Genomic DNA, 23,572 nt, shown 5'->3' on the forward strand with positions numbered 1-23,572 from the left:
ATTTAAAATAAATTTTACAAATAAACAGCCTTCAAAAGATTTAAAAATAAAAAAGGCTAAACAAAAGAATTGCTTAGCCTTTACTTATTTTTTTGAAAGAAAATTATTTTTTTAAACTCTCAATAAACTGATCAAATAAATAAGAGGAATCATGTGGTCCCGGACTTGCTTCCGGATGATATTGAACAGAAAAGCAGTTCGTACCTTTCACTCGCATACCTGCCACTGTTCCGTCATTAAGATGAAGATGCGTAATTTCTAATCCTGAATGAGCTTCAACTTCTTCTCTATTCACAGCAAAACCATGATTTTGAGAAGTAATTTCTCCTTTTCCTGAAACCAAATTCATAACTGGATGATTAATTCCACGGTGACCGTTAAACATCTTATATGTTGAAATCCCATTTGCCAATCCTATCACCTGATGTCCTAAACATATCCCAAATAAAGGTTTATTGCTTGCAAGAATTTCTCCGGCAACTTCAATGGCATTTTCCAAAGGCTCCGGATCGCCAGGTCCATTTGACAGGAAGAACCCATCAGGGTTAAAAGAATTTAACTCCGCAAAAGAAGAATCATACGGATAAACTTTAATATAACAATCTCTTTTAGCCAGATTACGTAAAATATTTGTTTTAATCCCTAAGTCTAAAGCGGAAACTCTGTAAGTGGCATTTTCATCTCCGTAAAAATAAGGTTCTTTCGTTGAGACTTGTGAAGCCAACTCTAAACCTTTCATATCCGGCACCTGAGCTAAAGCCGCTTTTAGTTCCTCAACAGGAGTATCATCTGTACAAATAACAGCATTCATCGCTCCATTCTCTCTAATATAGCTTACTAAAGCTCTAGTATCGACATCAGAAATACAGATTAAATTATGTTTTGTAAAATAATCTTCCAAACTCCCTGAAGCATCTTCTCTGGAATAATTAAAGCTAAAATTTTTACAAACCAAACCGGCAATTTTAATACCGTTTGACTCTACTTCTTTATCGTTAACGCCATAATTTCCAATGTGTGGATTAGTCGCGACCATAATTTGTCCAAAATAGGATGGGTCTGTAAAAATTTCCTGATATCCTGTCATACCAGTATTAAAACATACTTCACCAAAAGTGGTTCCGCTGATTCCGATAGATTTTCCGTGGAATATAGTTCCATCACTTAATAAAAGGATGGCGCTTTTTCGTGTTGTGTATTTCATTTGTTGTTAAATATGATGCAAATTTAATTCATTAAAGCAGTGAAAGCAACAATTTTAAAAATTATTTTAGAATTGAAAATAATTATAGCATTTTAGACTAACACAAACTTCATTACTAAAAAGTCAAAAAAAAAGGATAAACTAAAAAAATAGTTTATCCTTGATTCTATAGAATGATTATCTTCATAATTATTCGGCAGCAGTTTCGTCAGTAGCTTCAGTTTCTGCAGCAGGAGCTTCGGCAACCGGAGCTTCTTCTGTTTTCTTAGCTTTACCACCACGACGGCTTTTTGCTTTTTTAACTTCTTTTTTACCTCCGTTGTAAAGCTCGTTAAAATCTACTAATTCGATCATTGCCATATCAGCATTATCTCCTAAACGATTTCCAACTTTAATGATACGAGTGTATCCTCCCGGACGGTCACCAACTTTAGCAGCTACATCTCTGAATAAATCAGTTACAGCATATTTGCTACGTAAGTTAGCAAAAACAATACGACGATTGTGAGTCGTATCATTTTTAGATTTTGTTATAAGCGGCTCAACAAATTGTTTAAGTGCTTTTGCTTTAGCAACAGTAGTGTTAATACGTTTGTGCTCAATTAGAGAACAAGCCATATTAGCTAACATAGATTTTCTATGCGCAGTCTGTCTGCTTAAGTGATTGAATTTTTTTCCGTGTCTCATGACCAATTTATTTTAACTTCATCTTGCTACAATCCACTATGGAGAGCAAAATATGAAGTAAATTATTCTTTATCTAGTTTGTATTTTGCTAAATCCATTCCGAAAGTCAAATTCTTAACTGCTACAAGTTCATCTAGCTCTGTTAAAGATTTTTTACCAAAATTACGGAATTTCATTAGGTCATTTTTATTGAACGATACTAAATCACCAAGTGTATCAACTTCAGCCGCTTTCAAACAATTTAAGGCTCTCACAGATAAATCCATATCAACAAGCTTAGTTTTAAGCAATTGTCTCATATGTAATGATTCCTCATCATAGGATTCTGTTTGTGCAATTTCATCAGCCTCAAGTGTAATTCTTTCGTCAGAGAACAACATGAAATGGTGAATTAGAACTTTAGCAGCTTCAGTTAGTGCATCTTTAGGATTAATAGAACCATCAGTTTTTATTTCAAAAACTAATTTTTCATAATCTGTTTTTTGCTCCACACGGAAGTTTTCTATTGCATATTTTACATTTTTTACCGGAGTAAAAATAGAATCTGTAAATATGGTTCCAATTGCAGCATTTTGTTTTTTGTTCTCCTCAGCAGGAACATATCCTCTACCTTTCTCGATTGTTAAATCAAGACTCAATTTGATTTTTGGATCTAAATTACAGATAACAAGTTCTGGGTTCAAAACTTGAAAACCTGAAATAAATTTTTGAAAATCACCAGCTGTTAATTGATCTTTACCAGAAACAGAAACAGAAACTGATTCATTATCGATATCTTCAATCTGACGTTTGAAACGTACTTGTTTTAGATTAAGGATAATTTCGGTAACATCTTCAACAACCCCTGAAATAGTAGAAAACTCATGATCTACACCTTCTATGCGAACAGATGTAATTGCATACCCTTCCAATGCTGAAAGCAAAACTCTTCTAAGTGCATTACCAACAGTCAATCCATAACCAGGTTCTAAAGGTCTAAATTCGAATTTACCTTCAAAATCGGTTGAATCGATCATGATAACTTTATCGGGCTTTTGAAAATTAAATATTGCCATAAATTTCGACTAAGTCAATTATTATTTGTTGTACAACTCTACGATTAATTGTTCTTTAATGTTTTCTGGAATTTGAAGTCTTGCAGGTACACTTACAAAAGTACCTTCTTTAACGTCATTGTTCCAGGTAATCCATTCATAAACTTGACTTGAATTAGATAAAGAACGTTCGATTGCTTCTAAAGATTTAGATTTCTCACGAACAGCAACTTTATCACCAGGTTTAAGGTGGTAAGAAGGAATATTTACAACTTCACCATTAACAGTAATGTGTCTGTGAGAAACTAATTGTCTTGCACCTCTTCGAGATGGAGCAACCCCCATTCTAAAAACTACATTATCCAATCTTGCCTCACATAATTGTAAAAGAACTTCACCAGTAACACCTTTAGTAGCTGATGCTTTTTTAAATAAACCTCTGAATTGTTTTTCTAAAATCCCGTAAGAATATTTAGCTTTTTGCTTTTCCATTAACTGGATAGCATATTCAGATTTTTTACCTCTTTTTTTAGCCATCCCGTGTTGTCCAGGAGGGTAATTTCTTTTTTCGAAAGATTTGTCATCTCCGAAGATTGCTTCGCCAAATTTACGAGCAATTCTAGTTTTAGGACCAGTATATCTTGCCATTTCAATGAATTAATTAAGGTAGAGATTATGAATTCAGGTCATATCCTTCGATAATCGTATTTTCTACCTAGTTATACTTAAATTATATTATTAAACTCTACGTCTCTTTGGAGGACGACATCCGTTGTGAGGCATTGGAGTAACATCAATGATTTCAGTTACTTCGATTCCTCCGTTATGAATAGAACGGATAGCAGACTCACGTCCGTTTCCTGGTCCTTTTACATAAACCTTAACTTTTTTCAATCCAGCTTCAAGAGCTACTTTACTACAATCTTCTGCGGCCATCTGAGCTGCGTATGGAGTGTTCTTTTTAGAACCTCTAAAACCCATTTTACCAGCTGAAGACCAAGAAATAACTTCACCTTTTTTGTTTGTCAAAGAAATGATGATGTTATTGAAGGTAGCAGAAATATGAGCTTCTCCCGTTGATTCAACGATAACTTTACGTTTTTTTGTAGTTGCTTTAGCCATATTACTTATTATTTAGTTGCTTTTTTCTTGTTAGCAACAGTTTTTCTTTTACCTTTTCTAGTTCTAGAGTTGTTTTTAGTTCTTTGTCCTCTTAACGGAAGACCAGTTCTGTGACGAATACCTCTGTAACATCCAATATCCATTAAACGTTTGATATTCAAAGAAACTTCTGAACGCAATTCTCCTTCAATTTTGAATGCTCCAACAGCCTCACGAATTGCTCCGATCTCGTCATCATTCCAATCTTGAACTTTTTTGTCCTGGCTAACCTGAGCTTTCTCTAAAATCTCTATAGCTCTACTTTTTCCTAATCCGAAGATGTAGGTAAGTGCAATAACACCTCTCTTGTTTTTTGGGATATCTACCCCTGCTATTCTTGCCATAATTATCCTTGTCTTTGTTTAAATCTAGGATTCTTTTTGTTTATTACGTATAATCTACCTTTTCTACGTACGATAATGCACTCGGCACTTCTCTTTTTTACTGATGCTCTTACTTTCATTGTGAATATCTTTAATATCTATAAGTAATTCTTGCTTTAGACAAATCGTAAGGGCTCATCTCCAATTTCACTTTATCACCAGGTAATAATTTGATATAATGCATGCGCATTTTTCCTGAAATATGAGCAATTACAACATGTCCATTCTCTAATTCTACACGGAACATTGCATTTGATAATGCTTCAATGATTGATCCGTCCTGTTCTATTGCTGATTGTTTTGCCATAAAATTAAGCTACTGCTTTTCTATTTTTTCCGCTTTTCATTAAACCATCATAATGTTTATTCAACAAATACGAATTGATTTGCTGAATTGTGTCAATTGCAACACCTACCATAATTATCAATGAAGTACCTCCAAAAAACATTGCCCAAGATTGCTGAACATCCATAAGACTTACAACTATGGCTGGGAACACAGCTATTAGAGCAAGAAATAAAGAACCTGGAAAAGTTATCAAAGACATTACTTTGTCAAGAAAATCAGAAGTTTCAGCTCCAGGTCTTACACCCGGAATAAAACCACCACTTCTTTTTAGATCATCTGACATCTTATTAGTAGGAACTGTAATTGCTGTGTAAAAGAAAGTAAATACTACAATTAATGTAGCAAATACAAAATTATACCAAAACCCAAACATATTACTAAATGTACCTACAATAGACTGCGAAGTATCGGACTTTGACAATCCTGCTAAAGCAGCAGGAATAAACATAATTGCTTGCGCAAAAATAATTGGCATAACCCCTGAAGCATTCAGCTTTAAAGGAATCCATTGTCTATTTCCTCCTAACATATCTTGTTCAAAATCACCAGAAGCAGTACGACGTGCATACTGAACTGGTATTTTTCGAATAGCCATAGTTAACAATACACAAGCAATGATAACTAAAAGCCAAATAATTATTTCAATCACTAACAACATTGGACCTCCGTTGTTATTAGTAACTCTAGTTGTAAATTCCTGAATAAATGCTTGAGGAAATCTTGCAAGGATACCCACCATAATTAATAGTGAAATTCCGTTTCCAATCCCTTTATCAGTTATCTTTTCTCCTAACCACATGGCAAAAATTGTACCTGTAACTAAGATAATTACCGAAGAAAATAAGAATTCAAAAGAACTAAAACCTAATAAAAATGCACTTCCTGGTAAAGTTCTGTAAAGATTATAAATATACGTAGGCCCTTGAACTAAAGTAATAACAATAGTAAGCCAACGAGTAATTTGGTTAATCTTCTTTCTACCACTTTCTCCATCACTTTGTAATTTTTGCAAATAAGGAATAGCAATTCCCATAAGCTGTACAACGATAGATGCAGAAATATAAGGCATAATTCCTAAAGCAAAAACTGACGCTTTAGAAAAAGCTCCTCCAGTAAACATATCTAAAATAGACCCTATACCATTTTCGGTCTGGCCTGCTAAACTGTTTAATTGTGTAGCGTCAATTCCTGGTAGCGTAACATGTGCTCCAAAACGATAAACTAAAAGTAATCCTAAAGTGATTAGAATCCTGTTTTTTAGCTCTTCGATTTTCCAAACATTGCTTATTGATTCAATAAATTTCTTCATAGTTAATTGAAAAATTATATTGTTACAGCCTCTCCGCCAGCAGCTTCAATAGCAGCTTTTGCAGTAGCAGTAAATTTGTGAGCAGTTACTTTTAATTTAGCTTTCAATTCTCCTCTTCCTAAAATCTTAACAATTTCATTCTTAGTAGCTAAGCGGTTTGCAACAAAAACTGTCATATCAACAGTATCTGTAACCACACCATTATCAACTAATAATTGAAGCGTATCAAGATTTACACCTTCGTATTCTTTACGATTGATGTTTGTAAAACCAAACTTAGGAACACGTCTTTGAAGCGGCATTTGACCTCCTTCAAAACCAATCTTCTTAGAATATCCAGAACGAGATTTTGCTCCTTTGTGTCCACGTGCAGCGGTACCACCTTTTCCAGAACCTTCTCCTCTACCTAATCTTTTATTTTGATTGTGTGTTGACCCTTCAGCTGGTTGTAAGTTACTTAAATTCATAACAATATTTTTGTTATTTAGCTTCTTCTACAGAAACTAAGTGTTTAACTTTGTTTATCATCCCAAGGATTGCAGGGTTTGAATCATGTTCCACAACCTGACCCATTTTACGTAGACCTAAAGCCTCTAATCCTCTTTTTTGATCAAGTGGACAGTTGATTTTACTTCTAACTTGTTTTACTAATAATTTAGCCATAATTTCCTTGAATTAACCTTTAAAAACTTTCTCTAAAGATACTCCTCTTTGTTTTGCAACAGTATGAGCACTTCTCATTTGTAATAATGCATCAAAAGTTGCTTTCACTACGTTGTGAGGATTTGATGATCCTTGAGATTTAGACAATACATCGTGAATACCTACTGATTCAAGAACTGAACGAACAGCTCCACCAGCAATAACTCCTGTACCATGAGAGGCAGGAATTAAGAATACACGTGCACCACCAAATTTACCTTTTTGTTCGTGAGGAACTGACTGACCATTCAAAGGAATTTTTACTAAATTTTTCTTAGCATCTTCTACTGCTTTCGCAATTGCTTCAGAAACGTCTTTAGATTTTCCTAATCCGTGACCAACTACTCCATTTTCATCACCTACAACTACAATCGCAGAAAAACCAAAAGCTCTACCTCCTTTTGTAACCTTAGTAACACGATTAACACTTACCAGACGATCTTTAAGTTCAAGACCACTTGGTTTTACCAATTCTACATTTTTGTATTTAGACATAATATATTAGAATTTAAGTCCAGCCGCTCTTGCGCCTTCTGCTAATGATTTAATACGACCGTGGTATAAGTATCCTCCTCTATCGAATTTTACTGTTTCAACCCCAGCTTTTAACGCTTTTTCTGCAACAAGTTTTCCAACTGCAGCTGCAACTTCAACGTTAGTACCTTTTCCTATTTCCTTTTCTCTTGAAGAAGCAGATAATAATGTAACACCATTTACGTCATCAATAAGTTGAGCATAAATTTCTTTGTTACTTCTAAATACAGACAATCTTGGATTAGCAGCAGTACCGCTTATCGTTTTTCTGATTCTGAATCTGATTCTCTGTCTTCTTTCAGGTTTTGTTAATGACATAATCTTATTTTTTAAGCTGATTTACCTGCTTTTCTTCTTAATACTTCACCTACAAATTTAACACCTTTTCCTTTATATGGCTCTGGCTTACGGAAACCTCTGATTTTCGCAGCAACAGCACCTAAAAGTTGTTTATCTAATGATGTTAACTTTACAATTGGGTTTTTACCTTTTTCAGATATAGTTTCAACAGTTACTTCAGGAGCAACTTCCAAAATAATATTGTGAGAAAATCCAAGTGCTAAATCTAATTTTTGTCCTTGGTTTGAAGCTCTGTAACCTACTCCTACCAACTCTAAAGATTTTGTAAAACCTTCAGTCACACCAATAATCATGTTATTGATTAATGATCTGTATAAACCGTGTTTTGCTCTTTGATCTTTATGATCAGATGATCTTTCTACTTGAACCTGATCACCTTCAACTGTTACAGTTACATCCGAAAACTCCTGTGTTAGTTGACCGTTTTTTCCTTTTACTGTAATAATACCATCTTTAACTTCTATAGTTACTCCAGCAGGGATTACAATTGGACTCTTTCCTATTCTTGACATCTCTTATAAGTCTTTTTAAATTAGTATACGTAGCAAATTACTTCACCACCTACATTTAATTGCTTAGCTTTCTTTCCTGTCATCAAACCTTTTGAAGTAGAAACAATAGCAATACCCAATCCGTTAAGGATTCTAGGAATATTTGAAGAACTTGAATACTTACGTAAACCTGGTTTACTAATTCTCTGGATATCTTTAATAACTGGCTCTTTAGTATCTTTATCATACTTTAAAGCAATTTTGATAGAACCCTGAACAGTGTTGTCTTCAAATTTGTAACTTAAGATATAACCCTGATCAAATAAGATCTTGGTAATTTCTTTTTTTAGATTAGATGCCGGAATTTCAACAACTTTGTGGTTTGCAGCCACAGCGTTTCTAACTCGCGTCAAATAATCTGCAATAGGATCTGTATTCATATTTATTAATTTGCGGTTATGGTTTTCTCTGAGTCTTTCTCATTGAACCTTTAACCAATTAAAATTCTTTTTTTTACCAGCTGGCTTTTTTAACTCCTGGTATCAATCCATTATTAGCCATCTCACGGAAAGTTACACGTGAAATACCGAATTGACGCATGTACCCTCTTGGTCTTCCTGTTAATTTACAACGATTGTGTAAACGAACAGGTGAAGCATTTTTCGGTAATTTTTGCAAACCTACGAAATCTCCGGCTTCTAACAAAGCTTTTCTTTTCTCAGCATATTTAGCTACCGTTTTCTCTCTCTTAACCTCACGGGCTTTCATTGATTCTTTAGCCATATCTTAATTCTTTTTAAAAGGTAAACCTAATTCAGCCAATAATGACTTTGCTTCTTTGTCTGTTTGAGCAGTTGTAACAAAAGTGATATCCATTCCTGAAATTTTGTTCACTTTATCAATATCAATTTCAGGGAAAATGATTTGCTCTAAAACTCCAAGGTTATAGTTACCTCTACCATCGAATCCAGTAGCTTTGATACCACTAAAATCTCTTACACGTGGTAATGCTGAAGTAATAAGTCTGTCTAAAAACTCATACATTCTTTCTCCACGCAAAGTAACTTTTGCTCCAATTGGCATTCCTTTTCTCAATTTAAAAGACGCAACGTCTTTCTTAGAGATTGTAGAAACTGCCTTTTGTCCAGTGATCTTAGTCAATTCATCAACTGCATAGTCAATTAATTTTTTATCAGATACTGCTGCACCAACTCCTCGGCTTAAAACGATTTTTTCCAATTTAGGAACTTGCATTACGTTTGTGTATCCGAATTCTTCTTTAAGAGCAGAGATTACTCTACTCTTATATTCCTCTTTTAATCTAGGTATATACGCCATTACTATAGTACTTGATTAGATTTTTTTGAAAATCTTACTTTCTTATCTCCTTCAACTCTTACACCTACTCTTGTTGTTTCCTTAGTTTTAGGATCAATCAAAGAGATATTAGAAATTTGAATAGGAGCTTCTTTCTTTACGATACCACCTTGAGGGTTTTTCGCACTTGGTTTCGTGTGTTTTGAAACCATGTTTACACCTTCAACAATCGCTTTGTTTTTCTCACGGTCAACACGTAATACTTTACCTTCAGCACCTTTGTGATCTCCGGCAATTACTCTTACAATGTCACCTGATTTTATTTTTAGCTTTATCATCTTAAAAACGAATTAAAGCACTTCTGGTGCTAATGATACAATTTTCATGAATTGTTTTTCACGAAGTTCTCTTGCTACCGGACCAAAAACACGAGTTCCTCTCATTTCACCTGCAGCATTCAAAAGAACACATGCATTATCATCGAAACGGATATAAGAACCATCAGCTCTTCTCACTTCTTTTTTGGTACGTACAACAACTGCAGTTGAAACAGCTCCTTTTTTCACGTTTCCGTTCGGAGTTGAATCTTTTATAGACACTACAATCTTATCACCTACAGAAGCATACCTTCTTTTGGTACCTCCTAAAACACGGATAGTTAAAACTTCTTTAGCTCCTGTGTTATCTGCTACTTTTAGTCTTGATTCTTGTTGTACCATAATTATTTAGCTCTTTCTAGGATTTCAACTAATCTCCAACATTTAGATTTACTTAAAGGACGCGTTTCGCTAATTCTTACAGTATCTCCAATGTTACAGTCGTTTGTTTCGTCATGTGCAACAAATTTCTTTGTTTTCAATACGAATTTACCGTATAATGGGTGCTTTACTTTAGTAACCTGAGCAACAACAATAGATTTATCCATTTTGTTTGAAGTTACCACACCAATTCTTTCTTTTCTTAAATTTCTTTTTTCCATCTTTCGCAGATTACAATTATTGCAACTCTCTTTTTGTAAGCTCTGTAGCTAATCTAGCAACTGTTCTTCTCATACTTCTGATTTGAAGCGGATTCTCAATTGGAGATATTGCATGAGCCAATTTTAGGTCAGCATATGTTTTCTTAGCCTGGCTAAGATTTTCTTGCAACTGTGCTGCAGAAAGATCTTTTATTTCTGATTGTTTCATAATAATATAGATTATGCTTCGAAATCTCTAGCAACGACGAACTTAGTTTTTACTGGTAGTTTTTGAGCTGCAAGACGTAAAGCCTCTTTTGCAACTGACAATGGAACTCCACCAACTTCAAACATAATTCTTCCGGGTTTAACAACAGCTGCCCAATATTCAACGGCACCTTTACCTTTACCCATACGTACCTCTAATGGTTTCTTAGTAATAGGTTTGTCTGGAAATATTTTAATCCATAATTGTCCCTCTCTTTTCATGTAACGAGTTGCAGCAATACGCGCAGCCTCGATTTGACGTGAAGTAAGAAACATACCATCTTCATGAACAGATTTAATACCAAACATTCCATTTGAAAGTTCATGCCCTCTTTGAGAGTTCCCTTTCATTCTACCTTTTTGTACCTTACGGTATTTTGTTCTTTTAGGCTGTAACATTTTTCTTTAATTTAAAAATTACTTTCTTTTACGAGCGTCTGGTTTACCACCTTTGTTAAAGTTAGATTTACCACGAGGAGCATCTCCACCTTTTCCACCAGATTGTTTTTTATCCATTCCAGCAAGCGGAGAAAGATCTCTCTTTCCGTAAACTTCACCTTTCATGATCCACACTTTAATTCCCATTCTACCATAAGTAGTATGAGCTTCAGCAAGTGCATAATCAATATCAGCTCTGAAAGTTGACAAAGGAATTCTTCCTTCTTTGAAACCTTCTGAACGCGCCATCTCAGCACCATTTAAACGACCAGAAATCAAAACTTTGATACCTTCAGCGTTCATACGCATAGAAGCAGCAATAGCCATTTTGATTGCACGTCTGTAAGAAATACGGCTTTCGATTTGACGAGCGATGCTTGTCGCCACAAGATAAGCATCTAACTCAGGTCTTTTGATTTCAAAGATATTAATCTGAACCTCTTTGTCTGTAATCTTTTTAAGTTCTTCTTTCAACTTGTCTACCTCTTGACCACCTTTTCCGATAATGATACCAGGTCTGGCAGTAGTGATAGTAACGGTTACAAGTTTTAAAGTTCTCTCAATGATTACTTTTGATACACTAGCTTTTGATAAACGAGCATGTACATACTTTCTGATTTTGTGATCTTCAGCTAATTTATCGCCGTAATCATTTCCACCATACCAGTTAGAGTCCCATCCTCTGATGATACCAAGTCTATTTCCAATTGGATTTGTCTTTTGTCCCATCTTATTAATTTGCTTGTGTGTTATTATTAATAGCTCCTAACACGATTGTTACGTGATTTGAACGTTTTCTAATTCTATGTGCGCGACCTTGAGGAGCTGGACGAAGTCTTTTTAACATCATTCCACCATCTACTCTGATCTCTTTAACAAATAATCCAGCTTCTTCTAAATTACCTTCACTATTTTTTTGCTCCCAGTTGTTGATTGCAGATAATAATAGTTTTTCTAATTTTCTTGATGCTTCTTTAGAACTGAATCTTAAAATGTTAAGTGCTCTTTCTACCTTCTGACCTCTTACCAAGTCCGCTACTAAGCGCATTTTTCTAGGTGAAGTAGGGCAGTTATTCAATTTTGCGAAAGCAATAGACTTATTAGCCTCTTTTCTCGCATCTGCTGTTTCTCTTTTACGAACTCCCATTGCTTCTATTTTTTACCTTTATTTTTTGCTCCAGCATGACCTCTAAAAGATCTAGTTGGTGAAAACTCTCCTAATTTGTGACCTACCATGTTCTCTGTTACGTAAACCGGTACAAACTGACGACCGTTATGAACTGCGATAGTCTGTCCAACAAAGTCAGGAGTAATCATAGAAGCTCTAGACCAAGTCTTAACCACTCCTTTATTTCCACCTGCAATGTTCTCTTCAACTTTCTTTTCTAACTTATAATGAACGAAAGGTCCTTTTTTTAATGAACGTGCCATATCTTAATTATTTCTTTCTACGTTCTACGATATACTTACTACTCGGGTTTTTCGGAGAACGAGTTCTATAACCTTTAGCCGGTACTCCGTTTCTTGAACGTGGATGACCTCCAGAAGAACGTCCTTCACCACCTCCCATAGGGTGATCAACAGGGTTCATCGCAACCGGTCTTGTTCTTGGTCTTCTTCCTAACCATCTAGTTCTACCTGCTTTTCCAGACACAACTAATTGGTGATCAGAATTAGAAACCGCTCCAATTGTAGCCGAACAAGTCAACAAGATTAATCTTGTTTCACCAGATGGCATTTTAATTGTAGCATATTTTCCATCTCTTGCCATTAATTGAGCAAATGTTCCTGCCGAACGAGCAATTACAGCTCCCTGACCAGGTCTCAATTCGATACAAGAAATCACAGTTCCTAGTGGAACTCTGCTTAAAGGTAATGTATTACCAATTTCCGGCTGAGCTTCAGCACCAGAAACTAATTTCTGACCTACTTTCAAACCATTTTGAGCAATTACATATGTTTTCTCTCCATCAGCGTAAGCTAACAAAGCGATAAATGCAGTTCTGTTTGGATCGTACTCAATTGATTTCACTGTAGCTGGAATCCCATCTTTAGTTCTTTTGAAATCAATAATACGATATCTTTGCTTGTGACCACCACCCGTATAACGCATGGTCATCTTTCCTTGACTATTTCTACCTCCAGAGTTTTTTATCGGCGCTATCAAAGAGCGTTCCGGCTTATCAGTTGTAATGGCGTCATAACCATTCACAACTCTAAATCGCTGACCTGCGGTAATAGGTTTTAATTTTCTTACTGACATTGTTATATCTTAGATATTGTTGTAAAAATCAATTGTTTCTCCTTCTTGTACTTGTACAATTGCTTTTTTAATAGCATTTGTCTTTCCACTGATTAAACCACTTTTAGTGTATTTTGTAGTTCTGTCTGGTCTTACATTAATGGTGTTAACACTCAAAACAGTTACTCCATAAGCAGCTTCAACAGCTTTCTTAATCTCAACTTTGTTTGCTTTTTTGTTAACCACAAATCCAAAACGGTTTAAAACTTCACTTTCTTTGGTTACTTTTTCCGTTACTATAGGTTTAATTATGATACTCATACTCCTATTATTTACTTAAATTTTCTTCAATTACCTCCAAAGAACTCTCCAAAAGCACTAAATTATTAGCATTTAAAATATCGTAAGTACTTAATTCTGAACTACTTACAACATTAGACGCTTTTAAATTGCGTGACGACAAATATACATTTTTATTAGTATCACCCAACACAAATAATGATTTTTTATTTTCTAACTCTAAAGCTTTCAAAACGTTAATGAAATTTTTAGTGTTTGGAACTTCAAAATTAAAGTCTTCCAAGACGATAATACTTGATTCTTTTGCCTTAATAGAGAATGCTGATTTTCTAGCTAAACGCTTCAAGTTTTTATTCAATTTAAATGAATAACTTCTTGGTCTAGGCCCAAAAACAGTTCCCCCACCTTTAAACAAAGGATTTTTTGCACTACCCGCACGAGCAGTACCTGTTCCTTTTTGTTTTTTAATCTTACGCGTACTTCCCGCAACCTCAGCTCTTTCTTTAGCCTTATGAGTTCCTTGTCTTTGATTAGCAAGATATTGCTTTACATCAAGATACACAGCGTGATTGTTTGGTTCAATTGCGAATACTGAATCAGAAAGTTGAACTTTTCTCCCAGTATCTTTTCCGTTGAAATCTAATACTTTTACTTCCATTACTTCTGAATGATTACATAAGAGTTGTTATGACCAGGAACACATCCTTTTACAACAAGCAGATTCTTTTCAGAAACCACTTTTAAAACTCTAAGGTTTTGTACTTTTACATTATCTCCTCCCATTCTTCCAGCCATACGCATTCCTTTGAATACTCTAGATGGATAAGAAGAAGCTCCCACAGAACCTGGCGCTCTTAAACGGTTGTGCTGACCATGAGTTGCTTGTCCAACACCACCAAAACCGTGACGTTTTACAACACCCTGAAAACCTTTACCTTTAGACACACCTTGTACATCTACAAATTCTCCTTCTTCAAAAATAGAAACATCGATAAGATCTCCTAATTTTTGTTCAGTTGCAAATTCTTTGAATTCAACGACTTTTTTCTTAGCTACAGTTCCCGCTTTTTTAAAGTGACCTAAAGCCGCTTTTGTGGAATGTTTCTCGTTTTTGTCATCGAAACCAAGTTGCAACGCTTCATACCCGTCAACCTCATTGGTTCTGACTTGGGTAACAACACATGGTCCAGCCTCAATAACAGTACAAGGAATATTCTTCCCGTTCTCATCAAAAAGACTAGTCATGCCGATTTTTCTACCAATTAACCCAGACATAAATATTAATTATTAATTATTAAATATAAAAACAGAACACATTCGTTTAAGTGAAGCTGTTTTTAAAAGTGGTGCAAAAGTATAACTTATTTACACACAAACCAAAAAAACTTTTCACTTAAACGAAGTGCTCTAATTTACTCTTGAAAAAAAACTTAAACTTTAATTTCTACTTCAACTCCACTAGGTAATTCTAATTTCATCAAAGCATCGATAGTTTTAGATGAAGATGAATAAATATCAATCAATCTCTTGTATGACATTACTTCAAATTGTTCTCTTGCTTTTTTGTTTACGTGCGGAGAACGCAATACAGTAAACAATTTTTTATGAGTTGGCAAAGGAATTGGTCCCGTTACCACTGCTCCGGTAGTCTTAACCGTTTTTACAATCTTTTCAGCAGACTTATCTACCAACATATGATCGTAAGATTTTAATTTTATTCTGATTTTTTGACTCATTTTCTTAAAGATTAAGCGTTTCCTTTTGCTTTTTTGATTACTGCTTCTGAAATATTAGAAGGCGTTTCTGAATAGTGAGAGAATTCCATTGTTGAAGTAGCTCTACCAGAAGACAATGTTCTTAATGTTGTTACATAACCAAACATTTCTGATAAAGGCACATCAGCTTTGATAGTCTTAGCTCCATTTCTGTCACCCATATCATTTACCTGACCTCTACGACGGTTAATATCTCCTACGATATCTCCCATATTTTCCTCCGGAGTAATAACTTCCATTTTCATAATTGGCTCAAGAATCACAGCTCCGGCAGCTTTAGCTACTTCTCTGTAACCCATTCTAGCTGCTAATTCAAAAGAAAGCGCATCTGAATCCACCGGATGGAAAGATCCATCTAATAAAGTTACTTTTAAACTATCAACTTGGTATCCAGCTAAAGGACCAGTTTTCATAGCTTCTCTGAAACCTTTTTCAACAGCAGGAATATATTCCTTAGGAACGTTACCACCTTTTACTTCATTCACAAACTGTAATCCCACAGGAACTTTACCATCAACTTCATCAGCAGGTTCAACTCTAAATACGATATCACCGAATTTACCACGACCTCCAGATTGTTTTTTATAAACCTCTCTGTGTTGAGCAGATTTTGTAAACGCTTCTTTATACTCTACCTGAGGCTCTCCTTGATTCACCTCAACTTTAAATTCACGCTTCATACGATCCACCAAGATATCTAAGTGAAGCTCACCCATACCAGAGATAATAGTTTGCCCTGAAGCCTCATCAGTTCTAACCGTAAACGTAGGATCCTCTTCAGCTAATTTAGCCAAAGCCATACCCATTTTATCTACGTCAGCCTTAGTTTTAGGCTCAATAGCAATACCAATTACCGGTGCAGGGAATTTCATAGATTCAAGAATAATTGGGTGTTTTTCATCACACAATGTATCTCCAGTCTTAATATCTTTAAATCCAACAGCAGCTCCAATATCTCCAGCCTCAATATATTCGATTGGATTTTGTTTGTTAGCATGCATTTGATAGATACGAGAAATTCTTTCTTTATTTCCTGAACGAGTATTCAATACATAAGAACCCGCATCTAATCTTCCTGAATAAGCACGGAAGAACGCTAAACGACCAACAAATGGGTCAGTAGCAATTTTAAACGCCAAAGCAGCAAAAGGCTCTTTTACATCTGGCTTACGCAAGATTTTAGTTTGATCCTCTTCCAATAACTCAGCGTCATCAGGATGAATCCCCTGAATACCTTCTTTATCTAATGGAGATGGCAAATATTTACATACTGCATCTAACATGAACTGAACCCCTTTGTTTTTAAAAGAAGAACCAGCAATCATAGGAATGATAGCCATATCCATAACAGCAGCTCTTAAAGCAGTGTTAATTTCTTCTTCTGTAATAGAGTTTTCATCTTCCATGTACTTATCTAAAAGATTCTCGTCATAAGTAGCGATTTCTTCGATAAGAATAGAACGATAATGCTTCACATCATCAACCATATCAGCCGGGATATCAACAATATCAAAAGTTGCCCCCTGAGTAGCGTCATGCCAAACAATCGCTTGGTTTTTCACTAAATCAACAACTCCTTTGAAATCATTCTCTTCACCAATTGGCAAAGTAATAGCAACAGCATTTGATTTCAACATATCTTTAACTTGTTGACAAACTGCCAAAAAGTTAGATCCTTGACGGTCCATTTTATTAACAAACCCCATACGTGGAACTTTGTATTGATCAGCAAGTCTCCAGTTTGTTTCTGATTGAGGCTCAACACCATCAACTGCAGAAAACAAGAAAACTAATCCATCCAATACACGTAACGAACGGTTTACCTCTACAGTAAAGTCAACGTGTCCAGGAGTATCAATAATATTAAAGTGATATGGTAACGATTCTGGCAACAACTTACCTTGCTCAGTTGGAAAATTCCACTCACAAGTTGTAGCAGCAGAAGTAATAGTAATACCTCTTTCTTGCTCTTGTGCCATCCAGTCCATTGTTGCAGCACCATCGTGCACCTCACCAATCTTATGTGATTTACCTGTATAAAAAAGAATACGCTCCGTTGTTGTTGTTTTACCAGCATCAATGTGAGCCGCAATTCCTATATTTCTTGTATATTTTAAGTCTCTAGCCATTTCTTACGAATTAAAATCTAAAGTGAGAGAAAGCTTTATTAGCTTCTGCCATTTTGTGAGTATCCATTCTTTTCTTAACAGCCGCTCCTTCTTCTTTAGCCGCAGCTAAACATTCTGAAGCTAACCTTTGCGCCATTGACTTTTCGTTTCTTCTTCTGGAATAAAGTATCAACCACTTCATTGCCATAGAAATTTTTCTGTCTGGACGAATTTGCATTGGAATTTGAAATGTAGCTCCACCTACTCTACGGCTACGTACTTCTACGTGAGGCATAACGTTAGTTAAAGCATCTTTCCAAATTTCTAACGAAGTTTTTTCGTCATTTTGCTTTTTAGTTTCAATGATATCAATTGCATCATAAAAAACTTTAAAAGCTGTAGATTTCTTACCATCCCACATTAAGTTGTTCACAAAACGCGTTACCAATTGATCATTAAATCTTGGATCTGGTAAAAGGGGTCTCTTTTTTGCCGCTCTTTTTCTCATGTCTTTTTTTTAATAAAAAGTTATGGGTTATCCGTTAAATGTCATGTGTTATAGACGCTATCAACAACAGCAATCATCAACCCTCAACTCCTAACCTTTAACTCTTAACGTTTTAAATTACTTTTTTGCTTCTTTTGGGCGTTTAGCACCATACTTAGATCTTCTTTGCGTTCTTCCAGCCACACCTGATGTATCAAGCGCACCACGAACGATGTGATATCTAACTCCTGGTAAATCTTTTACCCTTCCACCCCTAACTAATACTATCGAGTGCTCTTGCAGATTGTGACCTTCACCAGGAATGTAAGCATTTACCTCATTACCATTTGTCAAACGTACACGCGCTACTTTACGCATCGCTGAGTTTGGTTTTTTTGGTGTAGTAGTGTAAACACGCGTACAAACTCCTCTTCGTTGAGGGCAAGAATCTAAAGCAACCGATTTACTCTTCTTAGTTATCTGAGTTCTTCCTGTTCTTACTAATTGTTGAATTGTTGGCATAATTAATACTAAAAATTATTATGTAAATTTAAATCCCGCTTTTTACGGGCTGCAAATGTATAAATTATTTTTTACTCTACAAATGTTAATTCATTAATTTTCAATAACATCATCTTACACTATTAAAAATTAAAAAAAAGACAATAATTTTATAACATTAACTTAAAAAAAAGTGATATTTTAAACACATTCTCAAAAAAGCCTTTGAAACAAAAAAACAACACACAACAATTAGGTTGTTTAACAAAAAATTAAGAGATTTGTTTCTGGAACCCAAAAGCTACAATCAATGAAACGAAAACTTAATGTATTTTTGTCATTATTATTATTAATGATAATCACCCAACTTTCTTATTCACAAGAAAGAACCGTAACTGGTACTGTATTAGATAATACAGGACTTCCACTGCCAGGCGCCAGTGTTTTAATAAAAGGGACACAATCAGGTACCCAAACAGATTTTGATGGAAAATTCAGCATCAAAGCCACAGCATCTCAAACATTAGTATTTAGCTACATTGGTATGAAGACACAGGAAATACCAGCCAGCTCAACAAATATTAATGTAAAACTTCAGGAAGATGCTCTTGAACTTGAAGGAGTCGTTGTTACCGCATTAGGTATTAAAAGAGAGAAAAAATCTCTGGGATATGCTGCAACCACAATAAACAAAGATCAAATTACGAACGTAACCACAAACAACCCACTTGAAAGTTTATCTGGGAAAATTGCAGGAGTCGACATTAGCGCCCCTACACAGCCAGGCTCTTCTACAAAAGTAATCGTAAGAGGAATTGGTTCCATAACAGGAACAAACCAGCCTCTATATATTGTAGACGGAACACCTATAAACAACGATGGGAATGCAAGCAAAACGAGACAAGACGGATCTTCAATTGACAGGTCATACGATGCCGGTACAGGTATAAATGATATTGACCCAAACAGCATTGAAACAATAACATTTTTAAAGGGAGCTGCAGCAACTGCTTTATATGGTGCAAGAGCCGGACGCGGAGCTATTATTATAACTACGAAAAGAGGAAAAAACGAATCTAAAATAAATGTGGATTTCTCATCTACCGTGGAAATGAGTGAAGTAGCACGCATCCCACATTTACAAAACTCATACGGACAAGGATGGAGCGGTTTAGCCTATTCTCAACTTCCAACCGGACCAGGTTCAAGCAATGAAAACGGATCGTGGGGTCCCGCTTTTAACGGCGAAGTAAGACCTTGGGGATCCATATACAATAACTCCCAGCAAATCAAACCCTATGTTGCATTAGAAGATAACATACGAGACTTTTACAAAATAGGTATACTGACATCTAACAATATAAATCTTAGTCAAGGTGGAGAGTTTTCAGATTTCTCATTAGGATTCACCAGATTAAAAAGTGATGGTGTTATCCCTACTTCGGCCGATAGCTACTTAAAAAACAGCTTAACTTTTAATGGTGGAATAAAAAACAAAAAAGGAGCTATCCGTTTAAGTTTTAATTATACGAATAAAGACCAAAACGCAGTCAATACTGGTCAAAGTGACAGCGCTGGAGAAGGCGACACTTTTATTCCGGAATTACTACAAATCCCAAGAGACATCAGCGTTATTGATTTAAAAGATTATAATAACAATATATTCAATTCACCTAGTTATTATTACACCCCTTATTCATCAAATCCTTATTGGGCTTTGAATGAAAATAAAACAAAAATTTTAGGACAAAGTTTTTTTGGAAATACTAGTTTCAATTATAACATAACCGAAAATCTGACTGCAACATGGCAGATAGGAGGAAACTACAGACTAGAGAAAATCAAAAGTCATGGCGCAATTGTTAAATTCGAACCTGGGTCTCCTCAAAATTTAGCAGGTACAATAGAAACTGTTGGAGGAGTTACTGAAAGCAGACTGGAAAGAAGCGAGTTTGACACGTATTTTAATTTAAATTACATTAAAAACATAAACGATAATTTCAAGCTAAACTTATTAGCCGGGGTTAGTTACAACAAAAGAGAAACAGATTTTTTAAATGCTTCGATAACCAATCTTATCATTTCTGATTTTTACGAATTAACTAACACCGCAGCAAGACCTGAAATATCACAGAATAACTCTTTAAGAAAAAGCTTTGGGGTTTATGGTCAGGCAGAACTATCATACATAAACAAATACTTCCTTACTCTTACAGGAAGACAAGACAAATCATCTACCTTACCGCCAAATAACAATTCATATTTCTATCCTTCCGCTTCCTTAAGCGCAATAGCAATAGACAATCAGGAAACCTTTTTAAAATTAAGAGGCTCATGGTCACAGGTTGCAAATGACACAGACCCTTACCTAACAGCAAATTCATTTATTAACGGTAGTGCAGATTCAGGTTTTGGAGACATTGTTTCACCATTAGGAGGAGTTGGTTTCTTTGAAGCTTCCGGAATTCTCGGAAATCCAGATTTAAAACCGGAAAGGACGACCGAAATTGAAATTGGAACCGAAGCAAGTTTCTTTGAAAGACGCATCACATTAGATGCAGCGATATACAACAGAAAGACTAAAGATTTAATTGTTTCTGTTCCTCTTGATCCATCGACAGGCTTTACCACTAAAGCATTAAATATTGGAGACGTAGAAAATAAAGGTATAGAAATTGCCTTAGGTTTAAAGCCATTCAAAGGAGAAAATTTTTCCTGGGAAATCAACTATACATTTACAAAAAACCTGAATGAAGTTACTAAAGTACTAGACGATCGCAGAATTGACTTTGGCCCTACTTCAAATGGTATAACATTTTCAGCTAAAGAAGGACAGCCTATCGGATCTTATTACGGTTTAGTTCCAAAGCAAAATGATGCTGGTGAGATTATCGTTGATGCAAGTACAGGTTTCCCTATTCAATCCGATGATGTTGTATTATTAGGCAATGGACAGAGAAAATTTATTATGGGACTACAAAACGTATTAAAATATAAAGACTTCAGTTTATCTTTTGCTTTTGATTGGAAACAAGGTGGTAAAATGTACTCCAGAACTAAAGATTTATCTCATTTTGTGGGTAATGGTATTGAAACAACTTACAATGACAGAAACACATTCATTGTTCCTAACTCTGTAAATCAAAACGAAGATGGAACTTTTTCAGAAAACACAACTCCAATCCCTTTAGAAAACTTATACGCTTTTTATAATGACAATGACAACCCTTCATCACAAGGTTCTTTCTTAATCGACAAAACATTCGTTCGTATGAGAGACCTCAGCCTTTATTATAATTTAGACAGAAAAATTGTTGAAAAACTAGGTTTAACAAAAGTAACGATTGGGTTATATGGAAGAAACTTATTCATGTGGACTCCTGATGAGAATCCATACGTTGACCCTGAAGTAACTTCTTTTGGTAACGACTTGTTAAGCGAATATGGAGAATTTGCAGCAAATCCATCTCAACGAGCATACGGCTGCATACTTAAATTATCATTCTAAATCATACAAAATGAAAAAAATATTTATATTATTTATAGCTTTATCAATCTTTTCAGCATGTAGTGACAAAGATTTTGATATAAATTACGATCCGGATAATTTGCCTCCTCAACAAACTACTTTAGCATTACAACTACCAGCCGGTATGGCAGGAATAGCTGGAGCTCAAGGAGCATACTATACCATATTCGGAGGATTTTGGGCACAATATTACACTCAAAGCAACACTGCAGCTCAATACAGAAACCTTGATGCTTATAATGCAGGTACAAATGACTATAACAGAGCCTGGTCAGCAATGTATGATGGTTTAGGCGATCTAAGAAATGTTAAACGAAAAGCCTTAGAGCAGAGCAATTGGAAATACTATCTAATAGCAACAACTATGGAAGTATACGCATCACAGTTAATGACTGATTTTTATGGTGACATTCCCTATGCCGAAGCAAATCAACAAGAAATCTTAGAACCAAAATTTAACACTGGTCAGGAAGTGTATAACTTAATGATTGCAGATTTAAAAACAGCACTTTCAAAAGATTTATCTACAACAAGTACTGAAACACCAGGTGCAGATGATTTTGTATATGGAGGTAATATGGAAAATTGGAAAGCATTTGCGAATACACTTTTATTAAAAATATATATGAGACAAACTAAAGTTAATCCTACTTTAGCGCAGACCGAAATCACCAATCTAATTAATTCCGGAGTTGCTTTTCTCGATACTGATGCCGCTATAACTCAATTTGAAGATGCTCCAAACAGAAGTAATCCTTTTTATGAAACGGACAGAAGAAAACTAAATGTGGGTACAAATATCCGTACAAGTACTACCATGAATTCTTTTTTAACAGCTAATAACGATTCCAGAAGAGAGAATTTCTACACTCCCGGAGTGGCACTTAATCAGGGTGATTTTAACAATACTGCCCTTGGTTCCAGCGCAATAGGAGTGTTAATCATAAAACCTACTGATCCGCTATATTTTATGAGCAAAACTGAAAGCTTGTTTTTACAAGCTGAGGCTTTGGCACGCTATTTTGGAGGAACAGGAGCAAAAGAAAAATACGATGCCGCAGTTATAGAGGCATTTGACAGATACTCAAAAGATGGATCATCTTTCATAGCATCAGGAGGAGCCTATGAATATCCAAATGGAACTCTTGAAGCTAATTTAAAAGCCATTATTACTCAAAAATGGATATCCGGATTTCCTGCAAATGGATTTGAAGCATTTTTTGATCAAAACAGAACGGGATATCCAAAAATATCAACAGTACCCCAAACAAATGCTGCATATGTACCTGGAGAATTAGCCTATTCAATACAAGGAACTACAGCAGGAGTTTTCCCAAGAAGATTTGTTTATCCAAACTCAGTACAAACAACAAATCGATTTGCCCCAGATTTGGAAAAAATAACAACACCAGTATGGTGGGCTAATTAACCTAAAA

At 35.2% G+C, this 23,572-nt stretch carries 35 protein-coding genes; 2 read left to right on the forward strand and 33 right to left on the reverse strand.

Annotated features, from left to right (window positions below; all coding sequences use genetic code 11):
* Window positions 1–103: 103 nt before the first annotated feature.
* The 33 genes from carA to rpsL form a co-directional block, all read right to left on the reverse strand.
* A complete protein-coding gene (gene carA, locus ACSV4D_RS13015; RefSeq protein WP_439228616.1) occupies window positions 104–1,204 on the reverse strand; it encodes a glutamine-hydrolyzing carbamoyl-phosphate synthase small subunit in 1,101 nt (366 codons plus the stop codon).
* Between the two features lie 189 nt (window positions 1,205–1,393).
* Complete coding sequence (gene rplQ, locus ACSV4D_RS13020; protein WP_439228617.1) at window positions 1,394–1,891, reverse strand: 50S ribosomal protein L17; 498 nt, start codon at window positions 1,889–1,891, stop codon at window positions 1,394–1,396.
* Window positions 1,892–1,953: 62 nt separating this feature from the next.
* Window positions 1,954–2,946: a DNA-directed RNA polymerase subunit alpha gene (locus ACSV4D_RS13025; protein WP_408082357.1), complete on the reverse strand. Its 993-nt coding sequence runs from the start codon at window positions 2,944–2,946 to the stop codon at window positions 1,954–1,956.
* A 21-nt stretch (window positions 2,947–2,967) separates the two neighbouring features.
* The gene (gene rpsD / locus ACSV4D_RS13030; RefSeq protein ID WP_073245948.1) at window positions 2,968–3,573 is read right to left on the reverse strand and encodes a 30S ribosomal protein S4; all 606 of its coding nucleotides are present in this window, start codon (window positions 3,571–3,573) and stop codon (window positions 2,968–2,970) included.
* Between the two features lie 90 nt (window positions 3,574–3,663).
* Window positions 3,664–4,047: a 30S ribosomal protein S11 gene (gene rpsK / locus ACSV4D_RS13035; protein ID WP_026714629.1), complete on the reverse strand. Its 384-nt coding sequence runs from the start codon at window positions 4,045–4,047 to the stop codon at window positions 3,664–3,666.
* Between the two features lie 8 nt (window positions 4,048–4,055).
* Window positions 4,056–4,430 (reverse strand): 30S ribosomal protein S13, encoded by a 375-nt coding sequence (gene rpsM / locus ACSV4D_RS13040; RefSeq protein ID WP_035659214.1) that lies wholly within the window; start codon window positions 4,428–4,430, stop codon window positions 4,056–4,058.
* A gap of 2 nt (window positions 4,431–4,432) precedes the next feature.
* Window positions 4,433–4,549 (reverse strand): type B 50S ribosomal protein L36, encoded by a 117-nt coding sequence (gene ykgO / locus ACSV4D_RS13045; RefSeq protein WP_002987490.1) that lies wholly within the window; start codon window positions 4,547–4,549, stop codon window positions 4,433–4,435.
* An 11-nt stretch (window positions 4,550–4,560) separates the two neighbouring features.
* Window positions 4,561–4,776 (reverse strand): translation initiation factor IF-1, encoded by a 216-nt coding sequence (gene infA / locus ACSV4D_RS13050; RefSeq protein ID WP_026714631.1) that lies wholly within the window; start codon window positions 4,774–4,776, stop codon window positions 4,561–4,563.
* Between the two features lie 4 nt (window positions 4,777–4,780).
* Window positions 4,781–6,127: a preprotein translocase subunit SecY gene (gene secY / locus ACSV4D_RS13055; protein ID WP_408082356.1), complete on the reverse strand. Its 1,347-nt coding sequence runs from the start codon at window positions 6,125–6,127 to the stop codon at window positions 4,781–4,783.
* A gap of 14 nt (window positions 6,128–6,141) precedes the next feature.
* Window positions 6,142–6,594, reverse strand: a complete 453-nt coding sequence (gene rplO, locus ACSV4D_RS13060) for a 50S ribosomal protein L15 (RefSeq protein ID WP_408082355.1) — start codon at window positions 6,592–6,594, stop codon at window positions 6,142–6,144.
* A gap of 13 nt (window positions 6,595–6,607) precedes the next feature.
* Complete coding sequence (gene rpmD, locus ACSV4D_RS13065; protein ID WP_026707002.1) at window positions 6,608–6,790, reverse strand: 50S ribosomal protein L30; 183 nt, start codon at window positions 6,788–6,790, stop codon at window positions 6,608–6,610.
* Window positions 6,791–6,802: 12 nt separating this feature from the next.
* Entirely contained in the window at window positions 6,803–7,327 is a 525-nt protein-coding gene (gene rpsE, locus ACSV4D_RS13070; RefSeq protein WP_085950926.1) for a 30S ribosomal protein S5, read from the reverse strand.
* Window positions 7,328–7,330: 3 nt separating this feature from the next.
* Window positions 7,331–7,681, reverse strand: a complete 351-nt coding sequence (rplR, locus tag ACSV4D_RS13075; protein ID WP_035659219.1) for a 50S ribosomal protein L18 — start codon at window positions 7,679–7,681, stop codon at window positions 7,331–7,333.
* Window positions 7,682–7,692: 11 nt separating this feature from the next.
* Window positions 7,693–8,235 (reverse strand): 50S ribosomal protein L6, encoded by a 543-nt coding sequence (gene rplF, locus ACSV4D_RS13080; RefSeq protein WP_408082354.1) that lies wholly within the window; start codon window positions 8,233–8,235, stop codon window positions 7,693–7,695.
* Window positions 8,236–8,255: 20 nt separating this feature from the next.
* Window positions 8,256–8,654, reverse strand: a complete 399-nt coding sequence (rpsH, locus tag ACSV4D_RS13085; protein ID WP_408082353.1) for a 30S ribosomal protein S8 — start codon at window positions 8,652–8,654, stop codon at window positions 8,256–8,258.
* Between the two features lie 73 nt (window positions 8,655–8,727).
* A complete protein-coding gene (gene rpsN, locus ACSV4D_RS13090) occupies window positions 8,728–8,997 on the reverse strand; it encodes a 30S ribosomal protein S14 (RefSeq protein WP_026707007.1) in 270 nt (89 codons plus the stop codon).
* Between the two features lie 3 nt (window positions 8,998–9,000).
* Window positions 9,001–9,552, reverse strand: a complete 552-nt coding sequence (gene rplE, locus ACSV4D_RS13095; RefSeq protein WP_073245937.1) for a 50S ribosomal protein L5 — start codon at window positions 9,550–9,552, stop codon at window positions 9,001–9,003.
* A 2-nt stretch (window positions 9,553–9,554) separates the two neighbouring features.
* Complete coding sequence (rplX, locus tag ACSV4D_RS13100; protein WP_073245935.1) at window positions 9,555–9,869, reverse strand: 50S ribosomal protein L24; 315 nt, start codon at window positions 9,867–9,869, stop codon at window positions 9,555–9,557.
* A gap of 12 nt (window positions 9,870–9,881) precedes the next feature.
* The gene (gene rplN / locus ACSV4D_RS13105) at window positions 9,882–10,250 is read right to left on the reverse strand and encodes a 50S ribosomal protein L14 (protein WP_026714640.1); all 369 of its coding nucleotides are present in this window, start codon (window positions 10,248–10,250) and stop codon (window positions 9,882–9,884) included.
* 2 nt (window positions 10,251–10,252) lie between these two features.
* Window positions 10,253–10,510 carry a 30S ribosomal protein S17 gene (gene rpsQ / locus ACSV4D_RS13110; protein WP_024981515.1) on the reverse strand — a complete coding sequence of 86 codons (258 nt, stop codon included), beginning with the start codon at window positions 10,508–10,510 and terminating at the stop codon, window positions 10,253–10,255.
* 16 nt (window positions 10,511–10,526) lie between these two features.
* Window positions 10,527–10,718, reverse strand: coding sequence for a 50S ribosomal protein L29 (gene rpmC, locus ACSV4D_RS13115; RefSeq protein WP_073245933.1), 192 nt, complete (start codon window positions 10,716–10,718; stop codon window positions 10,527–10,529).
* 11 nt (window positions 10,719–10,729) lie between these two features.
* Window positions 10,730–11,155, reverse strand: coding sequence for a 50S ribosomal protein L16 (rplP, locus tag ACSV4D_RS13120; protein WP_008464295.1), 426 nt, complete (start codon window positions 11,153–11,155; stop codon window positions 10,730–10,732).
* Between the two features lie 18 nt (window positions 11,156–11,173).
* Window positions 11,174–11,923: a 30S ribosomal protein S3 gene (gene rpsC, locus ACSV4D_RS13125; protein ID WP_073245931.1), complete on the reverse strand. Its 750-nt coding sequence runs from the start codon at window positions 11,921–11,923 to the stop codon at window positions 11,174–11,176.
* A gap of 4 nt (window positions 11,924–11,927) precedes the next feature.
* Window positions 11,928–12,341: a 50S ribosomal protein L22 gene (gene rplV / locus ACSV4D_RS13130; protein WP_408082352.1), complete on the reverse strand. Its 414-nt coding sequence runs from the start codon at window positions 12,339–12,341 to the stop codon at window positions 11,928–11,930.
* A 5-nt stretch (window positions 12,342–12,346) separates the two neighbouring features.
* A complete protein-coding gene (rpsS, locus tag ACSV4D_RS13135) occupies window positions 12,347–12,625 on the reverse strand; it encodes a 30S ribosomal protein S19 (RefSeq protein ID WP_024981511.1) in 279 nt (92 codons plus the stop codon).
* A gap of 7 nt (window positions 12,626–12,632) precedes the next feature.
* Window positions 12,633–13,457 carry a 50S ribosomal protein L2 gene (gene rplB, locus ACSV4D_RS13140; RefSeq protein WP_408082351.1) on the reverse strand — a complete coding sequence of 275 codons (825 nt, stop codon included), beginning with the start codon at window positions 13,455–13,457 and terminating at the stop codon, window positions 12,633–12,635.
* Window positions 13,458–13,466: 9 nt separating this feature from the next.
* Window positions 13,467–13,757: a 50S ribosomal protein L23 gene (rplW, locus tag ACSV4D_RS13145; RefSeq protein WP_035659234.1), complete on the reverse strand. Its 291-nt coding sequence runs from the start codon at window positions 13,755–13,757 to the stop codon at window positions 13,467–13,469.
* Window positions 13,758–13,764: 7 nt separating this feature from the next.
* Window positions 13,765–14,394 (reverse strand): 50S ribosomal protein L4, encoded by a 630-nt coding sequence (rplD, locus tag ACSV4D_RS13150; RefSeq protein WP_408082350.1) that lies wholly within the window; start codon window positions 14,392–14,394, stop codon window positions 13,765–13,767.
* On the reverse strand, window positions 14,394–15,011 hold the full coding sequence (gene rplC / locus ACSV4D_RS13155; protein WP_408082349.1) for a 50S ribosomal protein L3: 618 nt from the start codon (window positions 15,009–15,011) through the stop codon (window positions 14,394–14,396). The genes rplD and rplC overlap by 1 nt, the downstream gene beginning before the upstream one ends.
* Window positions 15,012–15,166: 155 nt before the next feature.
* Window positions 15,167–15,472: a 30S ribosomal protein S10 gene (rpsJ, locus tag ACSV4D_RS13160; protein ID WP_007803605.1), complete on the reverse strand. Its 306-nt coding sequence runs from the start codon at window positions 15,470–15,472 to the stop codon at window positions 15,167–15,169.
* An 11-nt stretch (window positions 15,473–15,483) separates the two neighbouring features.
* On the reverse strand, window positions 15,484–17,640 hold the full coding sequence (fusA, locus tag ACSV4D_RS13165; protein ID WP_408082348.1) for an elongation factor G: 2,157 nt from the start codon (window positions 17,638–17,640) through the stop codon (window positions 15,484–15,486).
* A 10-nt stretch (window positions 17,641–17,650) separates the two neighbouring features.
* Window positions 17,651–18,127, reverse strand: a complete 477-nt coding sequence (rpsG, locus tag ACSV4D_RS13170) for a 30S ribosomal protein S7 (protein WP_026727879.1) — start codon at window positions 18,125–18,127, stop codon at window positions 17,651–17,653.
* A gap of 117 nt (window positions 18,128–18,244) precedes the next feature.
* Complete coding sequence (gene rpsL / locus ACSV4D_RS13175) at window positions 18,245–18,628, reverse strand: 30S ribosomal protein S12 (RefSeq protein WP_007136570.1); 384 nt, start codon at window positions 18,626–18,628, stop codon at window positions 18,245–18,247.
* 289 nt (window positions 18,629–18,917) lie between these two features.
* Between rpsL and ACSV4D_RS13180 the strand changes: the two genes are divergently transcribed.
* Complete coding sequence (locus ACSV4D_RS13180) at window positions 18,918–22,115, forward strand: SusC/RagA family TonB-linked outer membrane protein (RefSeq protein ID WP_439228618.1); 3,198 nt, start codon at window positions 18,918–18,920, stop codon at window positions 22,113–22,115.
* 10 nt (window positions 22,116–22,125) lie between these two features.
* Window positions 22,126–23,565: a SusD/RagB family nutrient-binding outer membrane lipoprotein gene (locus tag ACSV4D_RS13185; RefSeq protein ID WP_439228619.1), complete on the forward strand. Its 1,440-nt coding sequence runs from the start codon at window positions 22,126–22,128 to the stop codon at window positions 23,563–23,565.
* The last annotated feature ends 7 nt before the right edge of the window (window positions 23,566–23,572 follow it).

Origin of the sequence: Flavobacterium sp. ARAG 55.4, assembly GCF_051846875.1 — a bacterium.
Classification (GTDB): Bacteria; Bacteroidota; Bacteroidia; order Flavobacteriales; family Flavobacteriaceae; genus Flavobacterium; species Flavobacterium plantiphilum.